The organism is Polaromonas sp. P1_F2 (assembly GCF_056405735.1).
In genome coordinates this window covers 119,282-140,250 of sequence record NZ_JBFUBN010000003.1, presented here as the reverse complement: position 1 = coordinate 140,250, position 20,969 = coordinate 119,282, and the positions used below count along the sequence as shown (strand labels likewise).

21 protein-coding genes are annotated in these 20,969 nt (G+C 64.7%); 16 read left to right on the top strand and 5 right to left on the bottom strand.

Annotated elements, in window-relative coordinates; all coding sequences use genetic code 11:
- The first annotated feature begins 38 nt into the window (after positions 1-38).
- Positions 39-476: an acyl-CoA thioesterase gene (locus AC1D0O_RS07650; protein ID WP_477652948.1), complete on the top strand. Its 438-nt coding sequence runs from the start codon at positions 39-41 to the stop codon at positions 474-476.
- A 3-nt stretch (positions 477-479) separates the two neighbouring features.
- Here AC1D0O_RS07650 and AC1D0O_RS07645 read toward each other — a convergent pair whose 3' ends face one another.
- From AC1D0O_RS07645 to AC1D0O_RS07635, 3 genes are read right to left on the bottom strand one after another with little or no spacing between them, the layout of a single operon-like run.
- A complete protein-coding gene (locus AC1D0O_RS07645) occupies positions 480-1,277 on the bottom strand; it encodes a crotonase/enoyl-CoA hydratase family protein (protein ID WP_477652947.1) in 798 nt (265 codons plus the stop codon).
- Complete coding sequence (locus AC1D0O_RS07640) at positions 1,274-1,648, bottom strand: AtuA-related protein (protein ID WP_477652946.1); 375 nt, start codon at positions 1,646-1,648, stop codon at positions 1,274-1,276. The genes AC1D0O_RS07645 and AC1D0O_RS07640 overlap by 4 nt, the downstream gene beginning before the upstream one ends.
- Positions 1,645-3,030, bottom strand: coding sequence for an acyclic terpene utilization AtuA family protein (locus AC1D0O_RS07635; protein WP_477652945.1), 1,386 nt, complete (start codon positions 3,028-3,030; stop codon positions 1,645-1,647). Before AC1D0O_RS07635 ends, AC1D0O_RS07640 begins: the two co-directional genes overlap by 4 nt.
- Positions 3,031-3,139: 109 nt before the next feature.
- Between AC1D0O_RS07635 and AC1D0O_RS07630 the strand changes: the two genes are divergently transcribed.
- From AC1D0O_RS07630 to AC1D0O_RS07595, 8 genes are all read left to right on the top strand, one after another.
- Positions 3,140-4,015, top strand: coding sequence for a branched-chain amino acid ABC transporter permease (locus AC1D0O_RS07630; protein ID WP_477652944.1), 876 nt, complete (start codon positions 3,140-3,142; stop codon positions 4,013-4,015).
- 124 nt (positions 4,016-4,139) lie between these two features.
- Complete coding sequence (locus AC1D0O_RS07625; protein ID WP_477652943.1) at positions 4,140-5,216, top strand: branched-chain amino acid ABC transporter permease; 1,077 nt, start codon at positions 4,140-4,142, stop codon at positions 5,214-5,216.
- Positions 5,213-6,010 (top strand): ABC transporter ATP-binding protein, encoded by a 798-nt coding sequence (locus AC1D0O_RS07620; RefSeq protein ID WP_477652942.1) that lies wholly within the window; start codon positions 5,213-5,215, stop codon positions 6,008-6,010. Before AC1D0O_RS07625 ends, AC1D0O_RS07620 begins: the two co-directional genes overlap by 4 nt.
- On the top strand, positions 6,007-6,804 hold the full coding sequence (locus AC1D0O_RS07615; RefSeq protein ID WP_477652941.1) for an ABC transporter ATP-binding protein: 798 nt from the start codon (positions 6,007-6,009) through the stop codon (positions 6,802-6,804). The genes AC1D0O_RS07620 and AC1D0O_RS07615 overlap by 4 nt, the downstream gene beginning before the upstream one ends.
- A gap of 127 nt (positions 6,805-6,931) precedes the next feature.
- Entirely contained in the window at positions 6,932-8,785 is a 1,854-nt protein-coding gene (locus AC1D0O_RS07610; RefSeq protein WP_477652940.1) for an AMP-dependent synthetase/ligase, read from the top strand.
- Between the two features lie 49 nt (positions 8,786-8,834).
- On the top strand, positions 8,835-10,010 hold the full coding sequence (locus AC1D0O_RS07605) for an ABC transporter substrate-binding protein (protein WP_477652939.1): 1,176 nt from the start codon (positions 8,835-8,837) through the stop codon (positions 10,008-10,010).
- An 87-nt stretch (positions 10,011-10,097) separates the two neighbouring features.
- Complete coding sequence (locus AC1D0O_RS07600; protein ID WP_477652938.1) at positions 10,098-10,682, top strand: YdeI/OmpD-associated family protein; 585 nt, start codon at positions 10,098-10,100, stop codon at positions 10,680-10,682.
- 93 nt (positions 10,683-10,775) lie between these two features.
- Complete coding sequence (locus AC1D0O_RS07595; protein WP_477652937.1) at positions 10,776-11,327, top strand: MgtC/SapB family protein; 552 nt, start codon at positions 10,776-10,778, stop codon at positions 11,325-11,327.
- Between the two features lie 11 nt (positions 11,328-11,338).
- Here the strand turns inward: AC1D0O_RS07595 and AC1D0O_RS07590 are convergent, their stop codons facing one another.
- On the bottom strand, positions 11,339-11,782 hold the full coding sequence (locus tag AC1D0O_RS07590) for a hemerythrin domain-containing protein (protein ID WP_477652936.1): 444 nt from the start codon (positions 11,780-11,782) through the stop codon (positions 11,339-11,341).
- 182 nt (positions 11,783-11,964) lie between these two features.
- On the opposite strand from AC1D0O_RS07590, the gene AC1D0O_RS07585 reads away from it, so the two are divergent.
- Positions 11,965-12,921, top strand: coding sequence for a complex I NDUFA9 subunit family protein (locus AC1D0O_RS07585; RefSeq protein WP_477652935.1), 957 nt, complete (start codon positions 11,965-11,967; stop codon positions 12,919-12,921).
- A 32-nt stretch (positions 12,922-12,953) separates the two neighbouring features.
- Here AC1D0O_RS07585 and AC1D0O_RS07580 read toward each other — a convergent pair whose 3' ends face one another.
- Entirely contained in the window at positions 12,954-13,697 is a 744-nt protein-coding gene (locus tag AC1D0O_RS07580) for a class I SAM-dependent methyltransferase (protein WP_477652934.1), read from the bottom strand.
- Between the two features lie 376 nt (positions 13,698-14,073).
- Here AC1D0O_RS07580 and AC1D0O_RS07575 point away from each other — a divergent pair, with 376 nt between their 5' ends.
- The 6 genes from AC1D0O_RS07575 to otsA all read left to right on the top strand — a co-directional run bounded on the left by AC1D0O_RS07575 (position 14,074) and on the right by otsA (position 20,671).
- Entirely contained in the window at positions 14,074-14,757 is a 684-nt protein-coding gene (locus AC1D0O_RS07575) for a glutathione S-transferase family protein (protein WP_477652933.1), read from the top strand.
- A 12-nt stretch (positions 14,758-14,769) separates the two neighbouring features.
- Positions 14,770-15,075 carry an NIPSNAP family protein gene (locus AC1D0O_RS07570; RefSeq protein WP_477652932.1) on the top strand — a complete coding sequence of 102 codons (306 nt, stop codon included), beginning with the start codon at positions 14,770-14,772 and terminating at the stop codon, positions 15,073-15,075.
- A 178-nt stretch (positions 15,076-15,253) separates the two neighbouring features.
- Positions 15,254-16,552, top strand: coding sequence for a multifunctional CCA addition/repair protein (locus AC1D0O_RS07565; protein WP_477652931.1), 1,299 nt, complete (start codon positions 15,254-15,256; stop codon positions 16,550-16,552).
- A 56-nt stretch (positions 16,553-16,608) separates the two neighbouring features.
- The gene (otsB, locus tag AC1D0O_RS07560; RefSeq protein ID WP_477652930.1) at positions 16,609-17,436 is read left to right on the top strand and encodes a trehalose-phosphatase; all 828 of its coding nucleotides are present in this window, start codon (positions 16,609-16,611) and stop codon (positions 17,434-17,436) included.
- Positions 17,433-19,292, top strand: a complete 1,860-nt coding sequence (locus tag AC1D0O_RS07555; RefSeq protein WP_477652929.1) for a glycoside hydrolase family 15 protein — start codon at positions 17,433-17,435, stop codon at positions 19,290-19,292. The genes otsB and AC1D0O_RS07555 overlap by 4 nt, the downstream gene beginning before the upstream one ends.
- On the top strand, positions 19,289-20,671 hold the full coding sequence (gene otsA, locus AC1D0O_RS07550; protein ID WP_477652928.1) for an alpha,alpha-trehalose-phosphate synthase (UDP-forming): 1,383 nt from the start codon (positions 19,289-19,291) through the stop codon (positions 20,669-20,671). Before AC1D0O_RS07555 ends, otsA begins: the two co-directional genes overlap by 4 nt.
- Positions 20,672-20,969: the final 298 nt, after the last annotated feature.

Below are 20,969 nucleotides of genomic sequence, written 5' to 3'. Positions count from 1 at the left end.
CGTGAGGGTTGTTGTAATAACTTTTTCAGATTGTGCCTATGTCTACCGAATCAAGCGCCCCTACGGACATTCACACCGAAGACGCCCTGAACGTCCAGTTGCCCACCGACAAGGAGCTGGTGCTCAAGGTCATCCCCATGCCGGCCGACTGCAACGCCAACGGCGACATCTTCGGCGGCTGGGTCATGGCCCAGGTCGACCTGGCCGGCTCCGTGGTGCCGGCCCGCCACGTCGACGGCCGGCTGGCCACGGTGGCGGTCAACCAGTTCATCTTCAAGCAGCCGGTGCGCGTGGGCGACATCCTGTCGTTTTTTTCCAGCCTCACCCGCATAGGCACCACGTCCATCACCGTCCAGGTCGAGGTCTACGCCGAACGTTTCCGGGCGCAAGGGCGCTACATCAAGGTCACCGAGGCCAGCCTGACCTATGTGGCGATTGACGATTTCGGCAAGCCGCGAAAGATCGCCAAGGCCTGAGGCCTACTCAAACTCCCCATGGCGCCCCTGCCCGCCCGCAAAACGCGCGGCGCCGGCAAAGGCATCGGGCAGGCGCCGCTTGCCGCGCTCCCATTCCTGGTGCAGCGCCTCCTCCCATCCCAGGTCCCATTGCCGGTAGGCGCTGAGCCGGTCGGCCCGCATAGTGGCTTGCGGAAAGCGGCTGAGCTGCTGCGCCAGTGCGACAGCGGCCTCGCGCGCCCCGCCTTTGGGTACGACGCGGTTGGCCAGTCCCATCTGCAAGGCTTCGGCCGCCTCCACCTTGCGCCCGGTGAGAATCAAATCCATCGCATGGCCCATGCCGACCAGCCGCGGCAGGCGCACCGTGCCACCGTCGATCAGCGGCACACCGAAACGCCGGCAGTACACGCCGAAATAGGCGTCTTCCTCCATCACGCGCATGTCGCACCACAGCGCCAACTCCATGCCGCCGGCCACCGCCGCGCCGCTGACGGCGGCAATCACCGGCTTGGACAGCAGCAGCCGGGACGGCCCCATGGGCGCCGGCGGATTTTTATCGCCGGGTGAGAAGTCGAGCGAGCCCAAGACCTGCTCACCGCCGGCTTGCGCGGCCAGCCGTGCGCCCGCCTGCAAATCCCAGCCCGCGCAGAAGCGGCCGTGCGCGCCGTGGAACACCGCCACATGCGCATCCTCATCTTCATCAAAGGCAACGAAGGCTTCATGCAGCGCACGCGCCGTTTCGGCATCGACCGCATTGCGCACCTCGGGCCGGTCCAGCGTGATCACGGTGACCTGCCCTTGCTTCGAAATATGAATGCTCATGATGCCTCCGGCCACCAGCCGACGCGCGGCGCAGCGCAGGCCTCGGCGAATTCAGCGGCGCTGACTTCGATCTCCATGCGCAGCAGGGCCGCCGCCATGGCCTTGCCGAGGTTGTCCATGCGCAGGTTGCGCGCCCCGCCGCCCTGCAGCGCCCCTTGCAGCACCAGCTTGAGCGCCAGGATGTTGGGCAGGGCCCAGCACCGCACCGTGCCGGGCAGCCAGGGCGCGAAGTGCGCCCGCACGCGTTCGGCCGTGACTTCGCGGGCGATCAGGCGGTAGCCCGCCTCGTTCCAGGCGAACAGGCCGAAGTCCACCCAGTCGGCCTTGTCGCCGCTGCGCGCATGCGCGAGCTTCACGAGCTGCACTTTCATGAGGACACGACCTCCACCTGCACAGCGGCCTCGACCGCCTGCCGGTCCAGCAGCGCGGGCCAGATGCCCAGCAGTTCGCTGCTGTTGTTCAGGCCGTGAAAGCCGCAGCTGTAGGCCGGCCCGCTCAGCGCCATCCACGGAAACAGCCGGCCGAAACCGTCGGCGACCGCCTTCTCTTGCGTGCGCACCGCCATGCGTACCCAGACCTCGTTGAGTTCGGCCAGCGCTTCGGGCGCGGGCAGGGGCGCCAGCGGGCCGTGCGCCGAGTTGACACCCGGAAACTCGACAAAGAGTTCGTCATGCGGCATGCGCCTGTCGGCCAGCTGGGCTTTCACCATGGCAACCGCCGCCTGCGCCTTGTCCCAGGCATCGGGCCAGCTGAAACCCCAGGTGACCTCGGCCTTGTAGCCGTCGCGAAAACCGCCCACCAGCTTGAGCTGCGCCGGCCGCGGATGGCCGCGAGCGCCCGTCATGCGCACCTGGTCGTGGCCCAGGTCTTCGAGGTTCACCTCCGACAAATCCAGCACCACGTCGGGCGAGACATAGCGCCTAGGGTCGTGCACTTCGTAGAGCAGCTGCTGGCGCACGGTGTCGAAGTTGATGCGGCCGCCGGTCCCCGACGCCTTGGTGATCAGCGCAGCGCCGTCTTCGCCGACTTCGGCAATCGGATAGCCGATGTGGGCCAGATCCGGAATGGCCTTCCAGGCTCCCTGGCTGCCGAAGTTGCCACCGCTGCCCTGGCCTGAGCATTCGAGCAAATGCCCGACCGCCAGGCCCTGGGCCAGCCGGTCCAGCTCGGGCTGTGTGGCAGCGTCCTCGAGCTTCCAGCCGAATTCGTGCACCAGCGGCGCGAGGAACAGCGCCGCGTCGGCCACGCGCCCGGTGATGACGATGTCGGCGCCCTGCTGCAGCGCCGACACGATGGGCCGCGCGCCCAGGTAGGCATTGGCGAACACCACGCACTCACGCACGGTTTCAAAAGGCCGGGCGTTGAACAGGTGCGGCGGCGCCAGCGCCGCCAGCCGCGGCAGCACGTCATCACCGCTGACCACCGCAATGCGCGCCTTCCAGCCCTTGGCCGCAAACGCCGCGCGCAAGGCAGCCGCCGCCCCCGCGGGGTTGAGCCCTCCGGCATTGCAGATGAATTTGACGCCGCGCGCCTGCATCAGCGGCCAGAGCTTCATCAGCATGGGCACCACGTCACGCGCATAGCCCAGCGATGCATCGCGCTGCCGGTCTTTTTGCAGGATGGCCAGCGTCAGCTCCGCGAGATGGTCGCTCGCGATGTAGTGCACGCCGCCGCGCTCAATGCTGGCCGCCACGGGTTCCCAGGCATCACCATAAAAACCCAGGCCCGCGCCTATCCGAACTTTTCCATCCATGTAAGGGATTACGCTTGATCGCGAAGGCGACACGTATTCGGAACAACCCCTAGCGACAGACCTGTAGGCGACAGCTATAACCAAGTCTCATCACTGGGGAGACCGCTACGTGCAATTCCTGCAGCTGCTCATCAGCGGTATCGCCCAAGGCTGCATCTACGGCTTGATCGCGCTGGGTTTCGTACTGATCTACAAGGCCACCGAGACGGTCAGTTTTGCGCAGGGCGAGCTGATGATGCTGGGCGCCTTCGCCGGCCTGGCCTGCATGACGCTGCTGGGTTTCCCCTTCTGGCTGGCCGTGCTCAGCGCGATTGCCGGCATGGCGCTGTTCGGCATGCTGCTCGAGCGCCTCGTGATACGCCCCATCCTCGGCCAGCCCGCGTTCTCCATCGTCATGCTGACCATAGGCGTGGGCTACACGGCGCGCGGCCTCATCACCATGATTCCCGGCATAGGCACCGAGACCTACGTGCTGCCCGTGCCCTACAAAGACCAGATCTGGACCGCCGGCACGCTGGTCATCAACGTCGAGCAGGTCGCCATCATCGCCAGTACGGCGGTGCTGTGCCTGGCGCTGTTCGCGCTCTTCAGGTATAGCAAGCTGGGCATCGCCATGCAGGCCTCCTCGCAAAACCAGCTGGCCGCCTACTACATGGGCATTCCGGTCAAGCGGCTCAACGGCCTGGTCTGGGGCCTGGCCTCCGCCGTGGCCGCCATTGCCGGCCTGCTGCTGGCGCCCATCACCTTTGTGCACGCCAACATGGGCTTCATCGGGCTCAAGGCCTTTCCGGCCGCGGTGGTGGGCGGCTTCGGCAGCCTGCCGGGCGCCATCGTCGGCGGCCTGGTCATAGGCCTGGTCGAATCGCTGTCGGGCTTTTACCTGCCCGACGGCTTCAAAGACATCGCAGCTTATGTGGTGGTGCTCATCATGCTGATGGTCAAGCCCAGCGGCCTGTTCGGCGAGAAGTTAAGAAAAAAAGTATGAAGCACGAACAGGTTCAGGCGCTCTATCCCGTCCAGCCAGGCCAGCGCGGAACCGGCTTTGCCGGGCCGCAGGTGGCGCCCCCTGAGGGGGAGGCGCCGAAGGCGCTTCGGGGGGGAACTTTCTGATGCGCTTTATCTTCAAGACTGATTACGGCCAGGACCTCAAACTCGCCAAACACCCAGGCCATGTGTTCTGGTACGGCACGCTGATGCTCCTGCTGCTGGCCGCGCCCTGGCTGGTCGCCGAATACTGGCTTGCGCAGCTGACCTTTGTGATGATTTACGCGATTGCCGGCCTGGGCCTGATGCTGCTCGCGGGTTTCACCGGCCTGTTCTCGCTGGGCCATGCGGCCTTCCTCGGCGTGGGCGCCTACACCCAGGCCGTGCTGACCAATGCGGGCCTGCCCTTCCCCATCGCGCTGGCCTGCGCCGCCGGGCTCTCGGCCGCGGTGGGCCTGGTCGTGGGCCTGCCGGCGCTGCGCGTCAAGGGCATCTACCTGGGCATGGCCACGCTGTCCTTCGGTTTCATTGTTGAAGAGGTGTTCGCGCGCTGGGAAAGCGTGACCGGCGGCAATGCCGGCATCCACATCAAGGTGCCCGACATGTTCGGCTGGAAGCTCGCCAGCGGCGAGTCCTTCTATTTCCTCTGCCTCGTCATCACCGTGGTTTCCACGCTGGCCATCCTCAACCTGCTGCGCTCGCCCACGGGCCGGGCCTTTGTGGCGATACGCGATTCCGAAATTTCCGCGCAGAGCATGGGCATACACCTGGCGCGCTACAAGACCCTGTCCTTCGCGCTGTCGGCGGCGCTGGCCGGCGTTGCCGGTGCGCTGTATGCGCACAAGCTGCAGTTCATCTCGCCCGACCAGTTCAACATCCTGCAGTCCATAGACCTGCTGCTGATGATCGTCATCGGCGGCGTGGGCTCGGTGCACGGCGCCTTCCTGGGCGCCATCTTCCTGATATCGATGCCGCAGGTGATCGCCCTCACCAAGGACCACCTGCCCGCCGCCATAGGCCAGGCGCCCGGCCTGCAGGCGGCCGTGTACGGCATCGTGCTGATTGCCTTTGTGCTGTTCGAGCCGATGGGACTCTACGGCCGCTGGCTCAAGGTCCGCACCTACTTTCAGCTCTTCCCGTTCTATCGAAAAGGGCTGTTCAAGCGGCAGAAATCCTTCCAGAAGTCAGATCGCCTGAAATGAGCACGACACTTCTCTCCGCCCAGGACCTCAGCGTGCGCTTCGGCGGCGTGCTGGCCGTCAACAAGGTGAGCTTTGACGTGAAAGAAGGCGAGGTCTTCACGCTGATAGGCCCCAACGGCGCGGGCAAGACCACGGTGTTCAACCTGATCAGCCGCATCTACACGCCGACCAGCGGCGAGATCGAGTACCGCGGCGAAAAGCTCACGGCCCAGCCGCCGCACAGGATCGCCGCGCTGGGCATTGCGCGTACCTTCCAGAACATCGAACTGTTCGAGCACGCCACCGTGCTGCACAACCTGCTGATAGGCCGGCACACGCACCGGCAGACCGGTTTGCTGCACGACCTCTTTTTCACCGCCAAGGCGCGCGACGCCGAACTCCAGGCGCGCGAGAAGGCCGAGCAGGTGATCGACTTCCTCGACCTGCAGCACCACCGCGACTCCATGGTGGCGGGCCTGCCTTACGGCGTGCGCAAGGTGGTGGAACTGGCGCGCGCGCTGTGCACCGAGCCGCGGCTGCTGCTGCTAGACGAGCCGTCCTCCGGCCTCAATGTGGAGGAAACCGGCGACATGGCCTTCTGGATACAGGACATCCAGCACGAGCTGGGCATCACCGTGCTGATGGTCGAGCACGACATGACGCTGGTCTCGCGCGTCTCCGACCGCGTGCTGGCGATGAACCAGGGCGAGGTGCTGGCCGTGGGCACGCCGCGCGAGGTGCAGAACGACCCGGGCGTGATCGAGGCTTACCTGGGTTCGGTGGATGAAGTTTCATCTTTGCGGAGGACGGCATGAGCGCAGTACCGCCGCCTGTCAGCGACCAGCCGGTCCTCAAGCTGCTCAACGTCGAGAGCGCCTACGGCCCGATCAAGGCCATACGCGGCGTGAGCCTGCAGGTGCGGCGCAGCGAGATCGCCACCGTGCTGGGCTCCAACGGCGCGGGAAAATCCACCATCCTCAAGACCATCTCGGGCATCCTGGACCCGCGCAAGGGCTCCATCGATTTCAAGGGCCAGGACATCACGGCGCAGGACCCGGCCTTTATCGTGCAGCAGGGCCTGAGCCATGTGCCCGAGGGGCGCGAGGTGTTCCCGCTGCTCAGCGTGCGCGACAACCTGCTGATGGGCGCCTACACCCGCAAGGACCGCGACGGCGTGGCGCTGGACATGGAAGCGGTCTACGGCTACTTCCCCATCCTGAAGGAGCGCGCGCTGCAGGATGCCGGCCTGCTGTCGGGCGGCCAGCAGCAGATGCTGGCGATCTCGCGCGCGCTGATGGCTTCGCCCGACCTGATCCTGCTCGACGAACCCAGCCTGGGCCTGTCGCCCAAGCTCACCAAGGAAATCTTCGAGATCGTGGTGCGCATCAACCGCGAGCGCGGCACCACGATTTTGCTGGTCGAGCAGAACGCCAACATGGCGCTCAACGCCTCCGACTACGGCTATGTGCTCGAAAACGGCCGCATCGTGATGGAAGACACCTGCGCCCGCCTGCGCGAGAAGGACGACATCAAGGAGTTCTACCTCGGCATGAAGGAAGACGGCGTGCGCGGTGAACGGCGCTGGAAAAAGAAAAAAACATGGCGGTGATTAGGACGCCCCCCCAAGCGGCCTTCGGCCTCCTCCCCCCACTGGGGGGCGATGCTGGCGGCCCGGCAAAGCCGGTTCCGCGGCATCCTTGCACTGAGCCTGTTGTATTTCGGCATTGGAGTTTCGAATGAGCAATCTTTGGGATCTAAGCCATATCCAGCCCGAACATGCCATCGTCATGCCGGGCGACACGATCCCCGCCGTGTTCTGGAACGCGGTGGCGCAGCGCGGCAACAAGACCTGGATGCGCCAGAAGAAGCTGGGCATCTGGCGCAGCTGGAGCTGGACCCAGACCGGCGACGCGGTGCGCGAGATCGCGGCCGGGCTGCTGAGCCTGGGTTTTGCGCGCGGCGAATGCGCCTCCATCCTCTCCAACACCGTCGTCGACTGGGTGCTGGCCGACATCGCCGTGCTGAGCTGCGGTGGCGTCTGCAGTGGCATCTACCCGACCGACGCCGCCTCGCAGGTGCACTACCTGTGCGAAGACTCGCGCACCACGCTGCTCTTCGTCGAGGACGATGAACAGCTCGACAAGGCGCTGGAAGTCCGGCCGCAACTGCCGCTGCTGCGCCAGGTGATCGTGTTCGACATGGAAGGCCTGCGCGAACTGGACGATCCTGGCGTGATGAGCCTGGACGCGCTGCGCGCACTGGGCCGCGTTTACCTGGCAGACCATCCCGAGGCGGTGAAAGAACGCGCCGCCGCATGCCGGCCCGAAGACCTCGCCATCCTGGTCTACACCTCGGGCACCACCGGCAAACCCAAGGGCGCCATGCACAGCCAGCATGGCCTGGTGTTCACCGCGCGCGGCTACAACACGCTGGTGGCGCAGGATGAAAACGACGAGCGCATGTGTTTTCTGCCGCTGTGCCACATCGCCGAGCGCATGGGCGGCGAGTATTTTTCGCTGTACACGGGCGCCAAACTCAACTTCGTCGAAAACCCCGAAACCATTCCCGAAAACGTGCGCGAGATCGCACCCACGGTTTTCACCGCCGTGCCGCGCGTGTGGGAAAAGTTCTATTCCGGCGTGATGATCGCGCTCAAGGAAGCCAGCTGGCTGCAGCAGGCGGCCTATGCCTGGAGCATAGGCGTGGGCATGCGCATCGCCGATACCGTGCTGGCGGGGCGGCCGGTCGGCGCCGCGCTCAAGCTCCAGTTCACACTGGCGCGCTGGCTGGCGCTCAACAATACACGCAAGCTCATCGGCATACACCGCGCGCGCTTTTGCGTCACGGGCGCGGCACCGATTTCGCCCGACCTGGTCAAGTGGTACATGGCGCTGGGCGTTCCCATGCTGGAGGTCTGGGGCATGACGGAGACTTGCGGCGCCGCCAGCGGCGTACCGGCAAGCCGCATGAAGCCCGGCTCCATAGGCCCGGCGGCCGGCTACAACGAAATGCGCCTGGACCCGGCCACCGGCGAAATCCTGGTGCGGGGTCCCAACGTCTTCATGGGCTACCTGAACCAGCCCGAAAAGACCGCCGAAACCATAGATACGGAGGGCTGGCTGCACACCGGCGACGTGGGGGTGGTGGACGAGGAAGGCTATTTCAGGATCACCGACCGCATGAAGGACATCATCATCACGGCCGGCGGCAAGAACGTCACGCCCAGCGAGCTCGAGAACGAGCTCAAGTTCTCGCCCTACGTCACCGACGCGGTGGTCATAGGCGACAAGCGGCCCTACCTCACCTGCATCATCATGATCGACCAGGAAAACGTCGAGAAATTCGCCCAGGATGCGGACATACCCTTCAGTAATTACGCCAGCTTGACGCGGGCGACCGAAGTGCAAGAATTGATCCAGTCGGAAATCGACCGGGTCAACAAGAAGTTTGCGCGGGTCGAGCAGATCAAGAAATTTTTCCTGCTCGACACACAGCTCACGGCGGAGGACGAAGAACTCACGCCGACCATGAAGCTCAAGCGCAAGCTCGTAGAACAAAAATACGCCCCGCACATCGAGGCCATGTACTGATCACCGCGAACGAGTGAACAAGAACGATGAACCTTTAAGGAGACAAACCATGAAACTGACATCAACCGCCGCCCTTTCCGCGCTGGCTTGTGCCGCCGCCCTGTCGGCCGCGCCGGCACAGGCGCAAAGCCAGGGCGTCAGCAAAACCGAAATCACGCTGGGGTCCATCCAGGACCTGTCGGGGCCGCTGGCGGGCTTCGGCAAGCAGATACGCAACGGCATGACCCTGCGCGTGGACGAGCTCAACGAGCAGGGCGGCATCAACGGCCGCAAGATCAAGCTCATCGTCGAGGACTCGGGCTACGACCCCAAGAAGGCGGTGCTGGCGGCGCAGAAGCTGGTCAACCAGGACAAGATCTTCGCGATGGTGGGCCACCTGGGCACGGCGCAGAACCTGGCGGCCATGCCGGTGCAGTTCGAGAAAAACGTCATCAACTTCTTCCCGGTGACGGCCGCCCGCGAGATGTACGAGCCCTTCCACAAGCTCAAGTATTCGTTCGCCGCCACCTACTACGACCAGATGAAAGCCGCCGTGCCCAAGCTGGTCAAGGAAAAGAACGCCAAGAAGGTCTGCTCCATGTACCAGGACGACGAGTTCGGCCTGGAAGTGCAGCGCGGCGCCGACGACGGCCTCAAGGCCATCGGCATGACCATGGTCGAGAAAACCTCCTTCAAACGCGGCGCCACCGATTTTTCGTCGCAGGTCGCCAAGCTCAAGGCCTCCGAGTGCGACCTGGTGGTGCTGGGCACCATCATCCGTGAAACCATAGGCGGCATAGGCACGGCGCGCAAGCTGGGCTACAACCCGGTCTTCCTGGGCTCCAGCGCGGCCTACACCGACCTGATCCACAAGCTGGGCGGCAAGGCCATGGACGGCCTCTACGCGACCATGACGGTGCAAAACCCCTACCTGGACGAGGCCTCGCAACCCATCCGCTTCTGGGCCAACAAGTACAAGACCGCCTTCAACGAAGACCCGACGGTATTCTCGGTCTACGGCTACACGGTGGTCGACGCCTTTATCCGCGCCTCGCAGAAGGCCGGCGCCAATCTGTCGACCGACAGCTTTATCAAGGCCATGGACACCATGGTGATCCCAGCCGACATCTTCGGCAGCTCCGAAGCGAAGTTCGGTCCGCAAAAACGCCTGGGCAACAACCAGTCGCGCCTTTCGCTGCTGCAGGATGCGCGCTGGAAAGTGGTGTCGGACTACATCACGCACTGAGCGCCGCGCTGCAGCCTTCGAAAAACCGCCTTCGGGCGGTTTTTTCGTGGCCCTGCCGCTGGAGGCACGCGCCCGGCACAATGCCGCATGCCCGCCTCACCCGACACCCTCGCCACGCTTCACTGTAAAACCACGAAGAGCTGGGCCACCTGGCTCAAAAAACACCATGCCGGCAGCCCCGGCATCTGGCTGCAAATCGCCAAAAAGGATTCCGGCATCGCCTCCACCACCCATGCCGAGGCGCTGGAAGAGGCCCTCTGCCAGGGCTGGATAGACGGCCAGCGCAACGCACTGGACACGCAGTTCTTCCTGCAGAAGTTCACGCCGCGCCGCGCGCGCAGCACCTGGTCCAAGATCAACTGCGACAAGGCCATGGCGCTGATCGCCTCGGGCCGGATGCAGCCCGCGGGCCTGGCCGAGGTCGAGCGCGCCAAGGCCGACGGCCGCTGGGACGCGGCCTACGATGGGCAAAGCAAGATCACTGTGCCCGACGACCTGGCCACCCTGCTGGCCAAAAAACCCAAGGCCAGGGCCTTTTTTGAATCCCTCGATTCGCGCAACCGTTTCGCCATCCTGTTCAGGCTGCAGACCGCCAAGAAAGCCGAGACACGCGAACGCCGGCTCGCGCTGTTTTTCGGCATGCTGCAGCGCGGGGAAAAAATCCATCCCTGAAGGCGGGCGGGGCTTCTGGTGACGCGGCGAGGCGTAAACGGTACATTGGACAGGACACCCATCCACAAACCAACTACGTGAAAAGGAGTCCGCATGGCGTCCAGCTGGTGGCAGCAGATCGGCGAAACCATCGCCTCTGAGTTCTCGGATTTGCCCGATGTCGAACAGGCCACCCGCGTCATGCTGCGCCTGGTGCTGGCGGCCTTGCTGGGCGGCCTGCTGGGCATAGAACGTGAACAGAAGGGCAAGGCCGCCGGTGTGCGCACCCACATGCTGGTGGCCATGGGCGCCGCGATGTTTGTGCTGGTGTCGGCGCAAACCGGTATGCTGAGCACCGACCTGAGCCGTGTGATTCAAGGCATCGTCGCCGGTGTTGGCTTCCTGGGCGCGGGGGCCATCCTCAAAGGCCACATCAAGGGCCACAGCGACGACGAAGAACAGGTCAAAGGCCTGACGACCGCTGCCGGCATCTGGCTGACCGCGGCCATAGGCGTGGCGGCCGGCATGGGGCGCGAAGCGACGGCGGTCCTCAGCACCTTGCTGGCGCTGGGAATCCTGGCGGTGGTGCCGAGGCTGGTGCGGCTGATGGAAAAACCCGAACCGCTGCTCAAGCCCGATGAAGGCACCCACACGGACAAGCCATAAGCCGGGCCTGCTCAGTCCTTGGTGCGCTGAGAAACGAATTCACCCTCGTAGCCCTTGGCCAGCGAGAGCTTTTCAGCCTCGCTGAGGACCTTGCCCGCGAGCTGGAAAATTCCCTGCTCTTCGTCCTCGAGGTGGTGATGGATCTTGTGGTGCAGCTCTTTCGCCGTGGCCAGCCAGGCCGGCGAGCTGAAGTCGGTGCCCGCCAGCGTTTCCACCAGCTTGTCCATCTGGTGGTGCTCCGCGATGCCGTGCCGTGAAGGCTCCTGCGTCATGTCGTGCGCGATCAGCGGGACATAAAAAAATCGCTCCTCAGCCGCCGCGTGCGCCGCCAGTTCACGCCGGAGTTCCTTGAAAAGGGAATCGCGGTCCGGGCTGTCCCCTTGTGTCTTGATCAGGTGGTCGGCCAGGGCGCGCTGGGTGTCGTGGCTGGTTCGCAATGCTTCAAAGATATTCATCCGGAAAGTATGCGGACACCGCCTGCTGGCGCATGTAGGCCAAGACCGGATTCCGCGGAGGGCCTCCAACGATATCAAATTGATAGCAGCCAATCCGCATTCCGCCTGAACTTTTCCTCCAGAACGGCTGGCACGGCATCTCATCGGCGGCAAGGCACGGCAAAAGCGCTAAATTAGGGCCTATGAACAAAATCCTGCTCCTGGGCGGCACCGGCTTTGTCGGGCGCCATGTTTGTGAAAAACTGGCGCAGCGCCAGTGCCGCGTCACCGTCGTCACGCGGCGGCAAAGCAACGCACGCCACCTGCAGATGCTGCCGCTGGTCGATGTGGTGGAAGCCGACGCCCACGACAGCAGTTCGCTGGCGCCGCTGCTGGCCGGCCACGACGCCGTCGTCAACCTGGTCGCCATCCTGCATGGCTCGCAGGCCGCCTTCGACAAGGCGCATGTGCAGCTGCCGCTGGAGCTGGCCCGCGCCTGCGAGGCCAGCGGCCTGCGGCGTATCGTCCACATCAGCGCGCTGGGCGCTTCGCCCGGCTCGCCGTCCATGTACCAGCGCAGCAAGGCGCGCGGCGAGGCCGTGATGCTGAGCACCGGGCTGGACGTGACCGTGCTGCGGCCCAGCGTGATCTTCGGCACCGAGGACAAATTCCTCAACACTTTCGCGCGGCTACAGCGCGTGTTCCCGGTGATTCCACTGGCCGCCGCCGAAGCGCGCTTGCAGCCCGTGTGGGTGGAAGACGTGGCGCAGGCCATCGTGCACTGCCTGCAGGATGCCGACACCGTGGGACAGATTTACGAAGCCTGCGGCCCCGACGTGTTCACGCTGCGGCAGCTCATGGGACTGGCGGGCCGCTACGCCGGCGTGAACGGCGGCAAGGGCCGGCCGGTGGTCGCACTGCCCGCCGCGCTGGGCCGCCTGCAGGCACGCCTCATGGAACTGGCTCCCGGTGAGCCCATGCTCAGCCGCGACAACCTCGACGCCATGGCCAGCGACAACGTCGCCACCGGCAAGCTGCCCGGCCTGCAGGCGCTGGGCATACGTCCGGCATCGCTGGAGGCCATAGGGCCTTCCTACCTGGGCGAGCAGGGTCTGCGCAGCGGGCTGACGGCCAAGCGCAAGACGGCCGGGAGGTTTTAGCGGCGTACGCGTCCGCGAAGGCCAGGAGACTCCTAGCGCTTGATGACCAGTCCCTGGCCCGTGGGCAGCGGCATCACGCGGTACTGCCGCGCATCGAACCAGGCATCCTCGGCGATCTTCTGCCCGCGGTAGGCGCCGGCCCATTCATAGTCGTCGAGGATCAGGATACCGCCCGGAACCATGCGGTCGAACAAATGCTCCAGCGCCGCGATCTCGGCGGGTGCCTGATTCAGGTCAATGTGCAGGTAGGCAATGCGCTCCGGGCAGCCGCTTGCAAACACTTCGGGGATTTCCCCCCTCATGATCTCGACCTGGGGGTAACGCATGAATTTCTTGCAGACGCGCTCATACAGGCCTTCGCCGTGCTCCGGCATGGCGTGGTTGAGCATGCTGCTATCGTGCTCAAAGAGGTCGTAGCACCAGAAGGTCTTCGGGAAAGCGGGGCCTCCGAGGTAGTCGATCACCGTTTTGACGCCTACGCCGGTGTAGGCGCCACACTCAACGAAATCTCCATCCAGGTGCACGCAATGGTAGGCCGCGCACGCCAGCACATAGCGCCGCCACACGATGGCTTTGTCGGAGTCGCTCTCGACGTTGTCCCGCCATGCTTCCAGGAACGGGCCATCATCGAACATGGACAGGTTGCGCCCCCAGGTCAGCAGGTTGTCGGCGAAGTAATAGCCACCCACCAGTTTTTGGGTCACCGACTTCATGCTTTCGGTCACCGCACGGTCGTCGGTCGTGCCCCAGAACACGGGGAGAAAAAAGGTGGGCACCTTGCTTTTTTCGGGTGTCGAATATTTCGGAAGAAAGGGAAGCGAGCCGGAAACAGCCTGTTTTGAGGATGCGCCCCGGCGGCGGCCCCGGAACATCTCACCCCAAAGCGCGCGCAACAAATCGCCCAGAATCATGCTTAAACCTTTTTTACCGGCAGCGGCTACCGACGGGTTGACAGTGCGCTCACTGTAGCGTGATTTGCACGTCAAAAGCCTTTTACCGGCAGCCAACGCAGGGGGGCCTGGCGGGCTGTCGCCTTGCGCCGCCAGGAGCAGCATCAATTTTTCGGTTTTTTTGCATCAATGGCGCGCCGGCGCGGTTGTAGCATCACAAGTCGCTTCATTTCGACTTTCATCATCAGCAGACGGGAATTCCATGCTCAAGCTCTACATCGGCAATAAAAACTACTCTTCCTGGTCCATGCGCCCCTGGGTGCTGCTCAAGCAGGCCGGAATTCCCTTTGAAGAGATCAAGCTGCGCTTCGACTCCTTCGACGCCAACTCGAGCTTCAAGGAAAAAATCGGCGGCGTGAACCCGACCGGCCGGGTGCCGGCGCTGGACGACGGTGGTTTTGTCGTGTGGGACACGCTGGCCATCGCCGAATACCTGGCCGAACGCTTCCCCGAGAAAAAACTCTGGCCGCAGGATGTGAAGGCGCGTGCCCGGGCGCGTAGCATCTGCGCTGAAATGCACAGCGGTTTCGGCGCGCTGCGCTCGGCCTGCCCCATGAACATCGAGGCCGACCTGTCCGACATGGGCCAGCTGATCTGGCGCGACAAGTCGGCCGTGCGCGCCGACGTGCAGCGCATCGTCGAAATGTGGACGGAACTGCTGGAGCAGTACCAGGGGCCGATGTTGTTTGGCGAGTTCAGCATCGCCGACGCATTTTTTGCACCCGTCTGCATGCGCTTGAGCCGCTATGCCCTGCCCGTGCCGCCCGCCATCAGCGCCTACATGCAGCGTGTGGCCGCCTTGCCCGGCGTGAAGGCCTGGATAGACGACGCGCTCGCCGAAAACGATTTCCGCGAGTTCGAAGAACCCTACCGCGTCAAGCGCTGAACAGGAGGCCGCATGGTCACGATTTATCTGCGCTACGTGCTCAACACCGCAAAACTCAAGGAGTTCGAGCACTATGGCAAGCTGTGGATCCCGCTGGTCGAAAAATTCGGCGGCAAGCACCACGGCTACTTCATGCCCAGCGAAGGGGCCAACAACATCGCACTGGCCTTGTTCACCTTCGACAGCCTGGCAGCCTACGAGAGCTATCGCCAGCGTTCGTTTTCGGACCAGGATTGCCTGGCGGCGTTCAAGTACGCCGAAACCACGGGCTGCATCATCAGCTACGAGCGCAGCTTCTTCCGGCCGGTTTTCTCCTGACTACCGGGTTCCGGCGAGGGAGCTGGATGCTTTCATAAACTCGATTACCGGGATGCAGGGCAAGGCGTACGGCGCGCAGGACACCGGAATGCACTTCGGGGCATGAGGATTCCGAGCACCGTACAACGCCGCCATGCGCCCGGCAATCGGGTTTAGGGAAGTATCCTAAACTGGGCTCATGGAAATATTCATGGTCGGTGGCGCGGTGCGCGATACCTTGCTCGGCTTGCCGGTGCAGGACCACGACTGGGTGGTCGTGGGCGCCACGCCCGAAGAACTGGCGGCCCAGGGCTACCTGCCCGTGGGCAAGGACTTCCCGGTATTCCTGCATCCCGCGACCCGCGAAGAGTACGCGCTGGCCCGCACAGAGCGCAAGACCGCACGCGGCTACCGCGGCTTCGCGGTGCATGCCGAACCCGACGTGACGCTGGAGCAGGACCTGGCGCGGCGCGACCTGACCATTAATGCCATCGCGGCGCCCGCCCGCGACGGCGGCGGAGAACCCGGCAAGTTCGAGCCCGACTTCTCCGCGCTGATAGACCCCTTCGACGGCCAGAAAGACCTGCGGGACAAGGTTCTTCGCCACGTGACCGACGCTTTTCGCGAAGACCCGGTGCGAGTCTTGCGGCTGGCCCGCTTCGCCGCCCGCTTTCCCGATTTTTCAGTGGCGCCCGAGACCCTGGCGCTGATGCAAGGCATGGTGGCCGCCGGCGAAGCCGACGCGCTGGTGCCCGAACGCGTGTGGCAGGAACTGGCGCGCGGGCTCATGGAAGACAAACCCTCCCGCATGTTCGAAGTGCTGCGGGACAGCGGCGCGCTGGCCAAATTGCTGCCCGAGGTGGCGCGCCTCTGGGGCGTGCCCCAGCCCGCCAGCCACCACCCCGAGGTCGACACCGGCATTCACCTGATGATGGTGCTGGACATGTCGGCGCAGCTCAAGGCGCCCCTGGCCGCGCGCTTTGCCTGCCTGTGCCACGACCTCGGCAAGGGCACCACGCCGGCCGACGTCCTGCCGCGCCACATCGGCCATGAAGAACGCAGCGCCCGGCTGCTGAAAGACGTGTGCGAACGCCTGCGAGTGCCGGTGGACTGCCGCGAAACCGCCGACGTGGTGGCGCGCGAGCACGGCAACGTCCACCGCAGCGAAGGCCTGAACGCCGCGTCCATCGTGCGGCTGCTGGAGCGCTGCGATGCCTTTCGCAAGCCCCGGCGCTTCGCCGACATACTGCTGGCCTGCGAGTGCGATGCCCGCGGCCGCCTGGGCCTGCACGATTCGCCCTACCCGCAGCGCACGCACCTGCTTGGAGCCCTGGCCGCGGCCCAGGCAGTGGAAACGCAGCCGCTGGCGCTGGCGGCACAGGCGGAGGGCCGTGACGGCAAGCAGGTGGGCGATGCCATTCGGAAAGCACGCATCAAAGCGGTGCAAGACAGCCTTCCCGTCACCGCGACAGAGCAGCCGCCACCCGCCGCCACCTGAAAAAAGCGAAACCGGCCTACAGCGACGCCGTTGGGGTCCTGCTAAGGTGAAGGGCGATGCAGTTATCACCTTCCCCATCGCCGGCTTCGCCTTCTTCGCGCTTGCCGCTTCCCGGGCCGTTACCGGCCATAGGCGCGCAGACCGCCCTCTTCCTGGACTTTGACGGAACCCTGGCCGACCTGGCGCCCGAGCCCGATGCGGTCCGGCTGGTGTCGGGCGTGATTCCGGCCCTGCTCAGGCTCTCGGGCCAGCTCGGCGGCGCGCTGGCGATCGTCTCGGGCCGCAGGCTGGCCGACCTTGACGGCTTTCTTTCGCCCTTGCAACTTCCCCTGGCCACCGAGCACGGCGCGCAGCGCCGCGACGCGCACGGCCGCATCGTCAGCCTGGCCGAGCCGGACCTGGCCGAGCTCGCGCGCAGCGCCACCGAGTTCGCGGCCCACCATGACGGGCTGCGCGTTGAGATCAAGCAGGCGGCCGTGGCGCTGCACTACCGGCATGCGCCTGAACTCGAATCGCTGTGCCTGCAGCTCATGCAGGAGGCTGCGGACCGCACGCCCGGGGTCGAGTTGCTGCGCGGCAAATGTGTTTTTGAAGTCAAACCGGCAAACGTCAGCAAGGGCCTGGCGATCAGGGCCTTTATGGGCGAAGCGCCGTTTGCCGGCCGCCTGCCGCTGTTTGCCGGCGACGACACCACCGACGAAGCCGGCTTTGCCGCCGTGCAGGCCATGGGCGGCGAAGGCATCAAGGTTGGTGAAGGCGCGACCGTGGCGCACCATCGCTGCGCATCGCCCGACGTGCTGCGCGAATGGCTGCATGCGGCCTTCGACGGCAGGTCGCGAGAGGCCGAAGATGCGCCGGCCGCCGCACCAGAAAGCCGTCCATGAGCGTCGCCGCCGATTCCCTGCACTTTGAGCCGCCCGCCAAGCCCTCCCTGGCGATGGGCGTGATCGGCAACTGCGGCTTCAGCGCCCTGGTTGACGCGCGCGGCCGCATCGTCTGGTGCTGCCTGCCGCGCTTTGACGGCGACCCGGTCTTCAACGCCCTGCTCGAGCCGCAGCCCGCGCAGGACGATGCGACCAGCCCCGGCGCCCAGGACTCGCAGTCCAGCGCCTTCGCCATCGAGATCGAGGACTTCGCCGAAGCCAGGCAGTGGTATGAACCCAATACCGCCGTGCTGCGCACACAGCTGTTCGACAAGCACGGCCAGGGCATAGAGATCACCGACTTCGCACCGCGTTTTTTCAGCCGGTCGCGCTTTTTCCGGCCTATGACCCTGGTGCGCCGCGTAAAGCCCATCAACGGCGCGCCGCGCATACGCGTGGTGCTGGACATCCGTTTCGACTGGGGCCGGCGCAAGCCCCTGATCACCCAGGGCAGCAACCACCTGCGCTATGTGGGTGACGAACTCACGCTGCGCCTGAACACCGACGTGTCGATTTCGCACCTGCTGTCAAAGCAGCCTTTTGTACTGACGCGCGAGCACAATTTCCTGCTCGGCGCCGACGAATCGCTGCCCGAAGGCATCGCCGACACGGCGCGCCTGTTTGAGCAGGAAACCATTTCCTACTGGAAGAAGTGGAGCCAGCGCTTGCACATTCCGCTGGAGTGGCAGGATGCCGTGATACGCGCGGCCATCACGCTCAAGCTCTCGCTGTTTGAAGACACCGGCGCCATCGTCGCGGCCATGACCACCAGCATCCCGGAAGCGCCCGGCAGCCAGCGCAACTGGGACTACCGCTACTGCTGGCTGCGCGACGCCTTTTTTGTGGTGCGCGCGCTCAACAGCCTTTCGGAAGTCGGCACCATGGAGGACTACCTGCGCTGGCTCAGCAATGTGGTGGTGCAATCCAAGGGCGGGCACATCCAGCCGCTTTACGGCATAGGCCTGGAACGCGAGCTCCCCGAATCGATCATGGTGCACCTGGGCGGTTACCGCGGCATGGGCCCGGTGCGCGTCGGCAATCAGGCCCAGGAGCACTTTCAGCACGACGTCTACGGCAACGTGATCCTGGGCGCGGCCCAGTCCTTTCACGACCACCGGCTGCTGCACCGCGCGGGCATTGCCGAATTCAAGCGGCTCGAAGACGTCGGCGAGCAGGCCGTGCGCAACTACGACAAGCCCGACGCCGGCATGTGGGAGCTGCGCACGCGCGCGCGCATCCACACCTCCTCGGCCCTGATGTGCTGGGCCGCCTGCGACCGGCTGGCCAAGATCGCGCTGGTGCTCAAGCTGCCGGAGCGCGCCGATTACTGGCGAAACCACGCGGCGGTGATGCAGGAACGCATACTGCGCGAAGCCTGGAGCGAGGAACGCCAGTCCTTTGCCGAAAGCTTCGGAGGCTGCGACCTCGACGCCAGCGTGCTGCTGATGATTGAAGTAGGCTTTATCGATCCCAAGGACCCGCGCTTCATCGCGACGGTGGACGCGCTCGAAACCCATTTATGCGACGGCCCCTATATGCGCCGCTACGAGGCACCCGACGATTTCGGCAAGCCCGAAACCGCCTTCAACATCTGCACCTTCTGGCGCATAGACGCGCTGGCCCGCATAGGCCGCAAGGAGCAGGCCCGCGAGATCTTCAACACCATGCTGGCCGCCCGCAACCATGTGGGGCTGCTGTCGGAAGACACGCATCCCGTGACCGGCGAAATGTGGGGAAATTTTCCGCAGACGTATTCCATGGTGGGGATCATTAACGCGGCAGTCCGCCTTTCCACGCCCTGGGAATCCCAGGTATGAGCCGGCTGGTGGTCGTCTCGAATCGCGTGGCCGACCCGCGCAAGGCCGCCGCCGGAGGGTTGGCCGTGGCGCTGGGCGATTCGCTGAACGCCACGGGCGGCCTGTGGTTCGGCTGGAGCGGAAACGTCATCGAAGGCGGCGCGGCTGGCGAAGGCGAGCTGCATGTGCAGCAGGCCGGCAACGTCAAGCTGGCGACGGTGGACCTGTCGGCCGAAGACCATGCGGGCTACTACCTGGGCTACAGCAACGGCGTGCTCTGGCCGGTGTTCCATTACCGGCTGGACCTGGCGCGTTTCGACACCGGTTTCATCGAAGCCTACCGCCGCGTGAACCGGCTGTTCGCGCACAAGCTGATGTCCCTGCTCCGGCCCGACGACATCATCTGGATCCACGACTACCACCTGATCCCCATGGCCGCCGAGCTGCGCGCCATGGGCTGCAACAATCGTATCGGTTTTTTCCTGCACATCCCGCTGCCGCCGCAGCAGATACTGGCAGCCATTCCGCAGCATGAGTGGCTGATGCGCGCGTTGTTCGCCTACGACCTGGTGGGTTTCCAGAGCGAAAACGACCTGCTGCACTTCTCGCGCTACGTGCAGGCCGAGGCCGGCGCCGTGGCGCTGGGCGGCAACCGCTTCAGGGCCTTTCACCGCACCGTGCGCGCGGGTGCTTTTCCCATAGGCATAGACGTGGACGAATTCGCGGCGCTCACGCACGCGCAGGACGCGCGCGACATGTACGAGCGCATGAAGGAAGAATATTCGCGCCGCAAGTTGTTGCTGGGCGTGGAGCGGCTCGACTATTCCAAGGGCCTTCCGCAGCGCCTGAAGACATTTGAAACCCTGCTGAAAAAATACCCCGAAAACATCCGCAGCGCCACCCTGATCCAGATCGCCTCGCCCAGCCGCGAAGACATGGGCACCTACACCGACCTGCTGCAGGAGCTTGAAAGCCTGTGCGGCGCCATCAACGGCAATTTCGGCGAGCTTGATTGGATGCCGATACGCTACATCCACCGCAACGTGGCGCGCAAGCGCCTGCCCGGCCTGTACCGCGTGGCGCGCGTGGCGCTGGTCACGCCGTTGCGCGACGGCATGAACCTGGTGGCCAAGGAATTCATCGCCGCCCAGGACCCCGCCGATCCCGGGGTGCTGGTGCTGTCGCGCTTTGCGGGCGCGGCCGAGCAGCTCGAAGACGCGCTGCTGGTCAACCCCTATGACACCGACGGTACGGCCGACACGATACAGCGCGCCCTACAGATGCCGCTGGAGGAGCGCCAGGCGCGGCACCAGAAATTGCTCAAGAATATTCGTGAGCATGATGTGCATTGGTGGAGGAGGGAGTTTCTTAATGCGCTTGGGTATGAGGGGCCTGCTTAGCTGCCGGTTCTTGCTCCGGCGACGCGCGCTCTTCTGAGTTCTGCTGGCCGGGGGTAGCCCGGCAGCTACTCACTTTTCTTTTGCTTCGCCAAAAGAAAAGTAAGCAAAAGAAAAGGCGACCCTGGTTGCTGCGTCCCTCCGCTTCGCTGCGGGCAACCTGCGGTGCTCGGTCCAGACGGGGTCTCGCTAAACTCGCTTCGCTCAAACAACGCGATCCCTGATCCGTCTGGACCTGCGCTCCTCGGCGCATCCACAAGGGGTGGGGAAGGAATACCAATACCTAAGAAACAAGGACTCG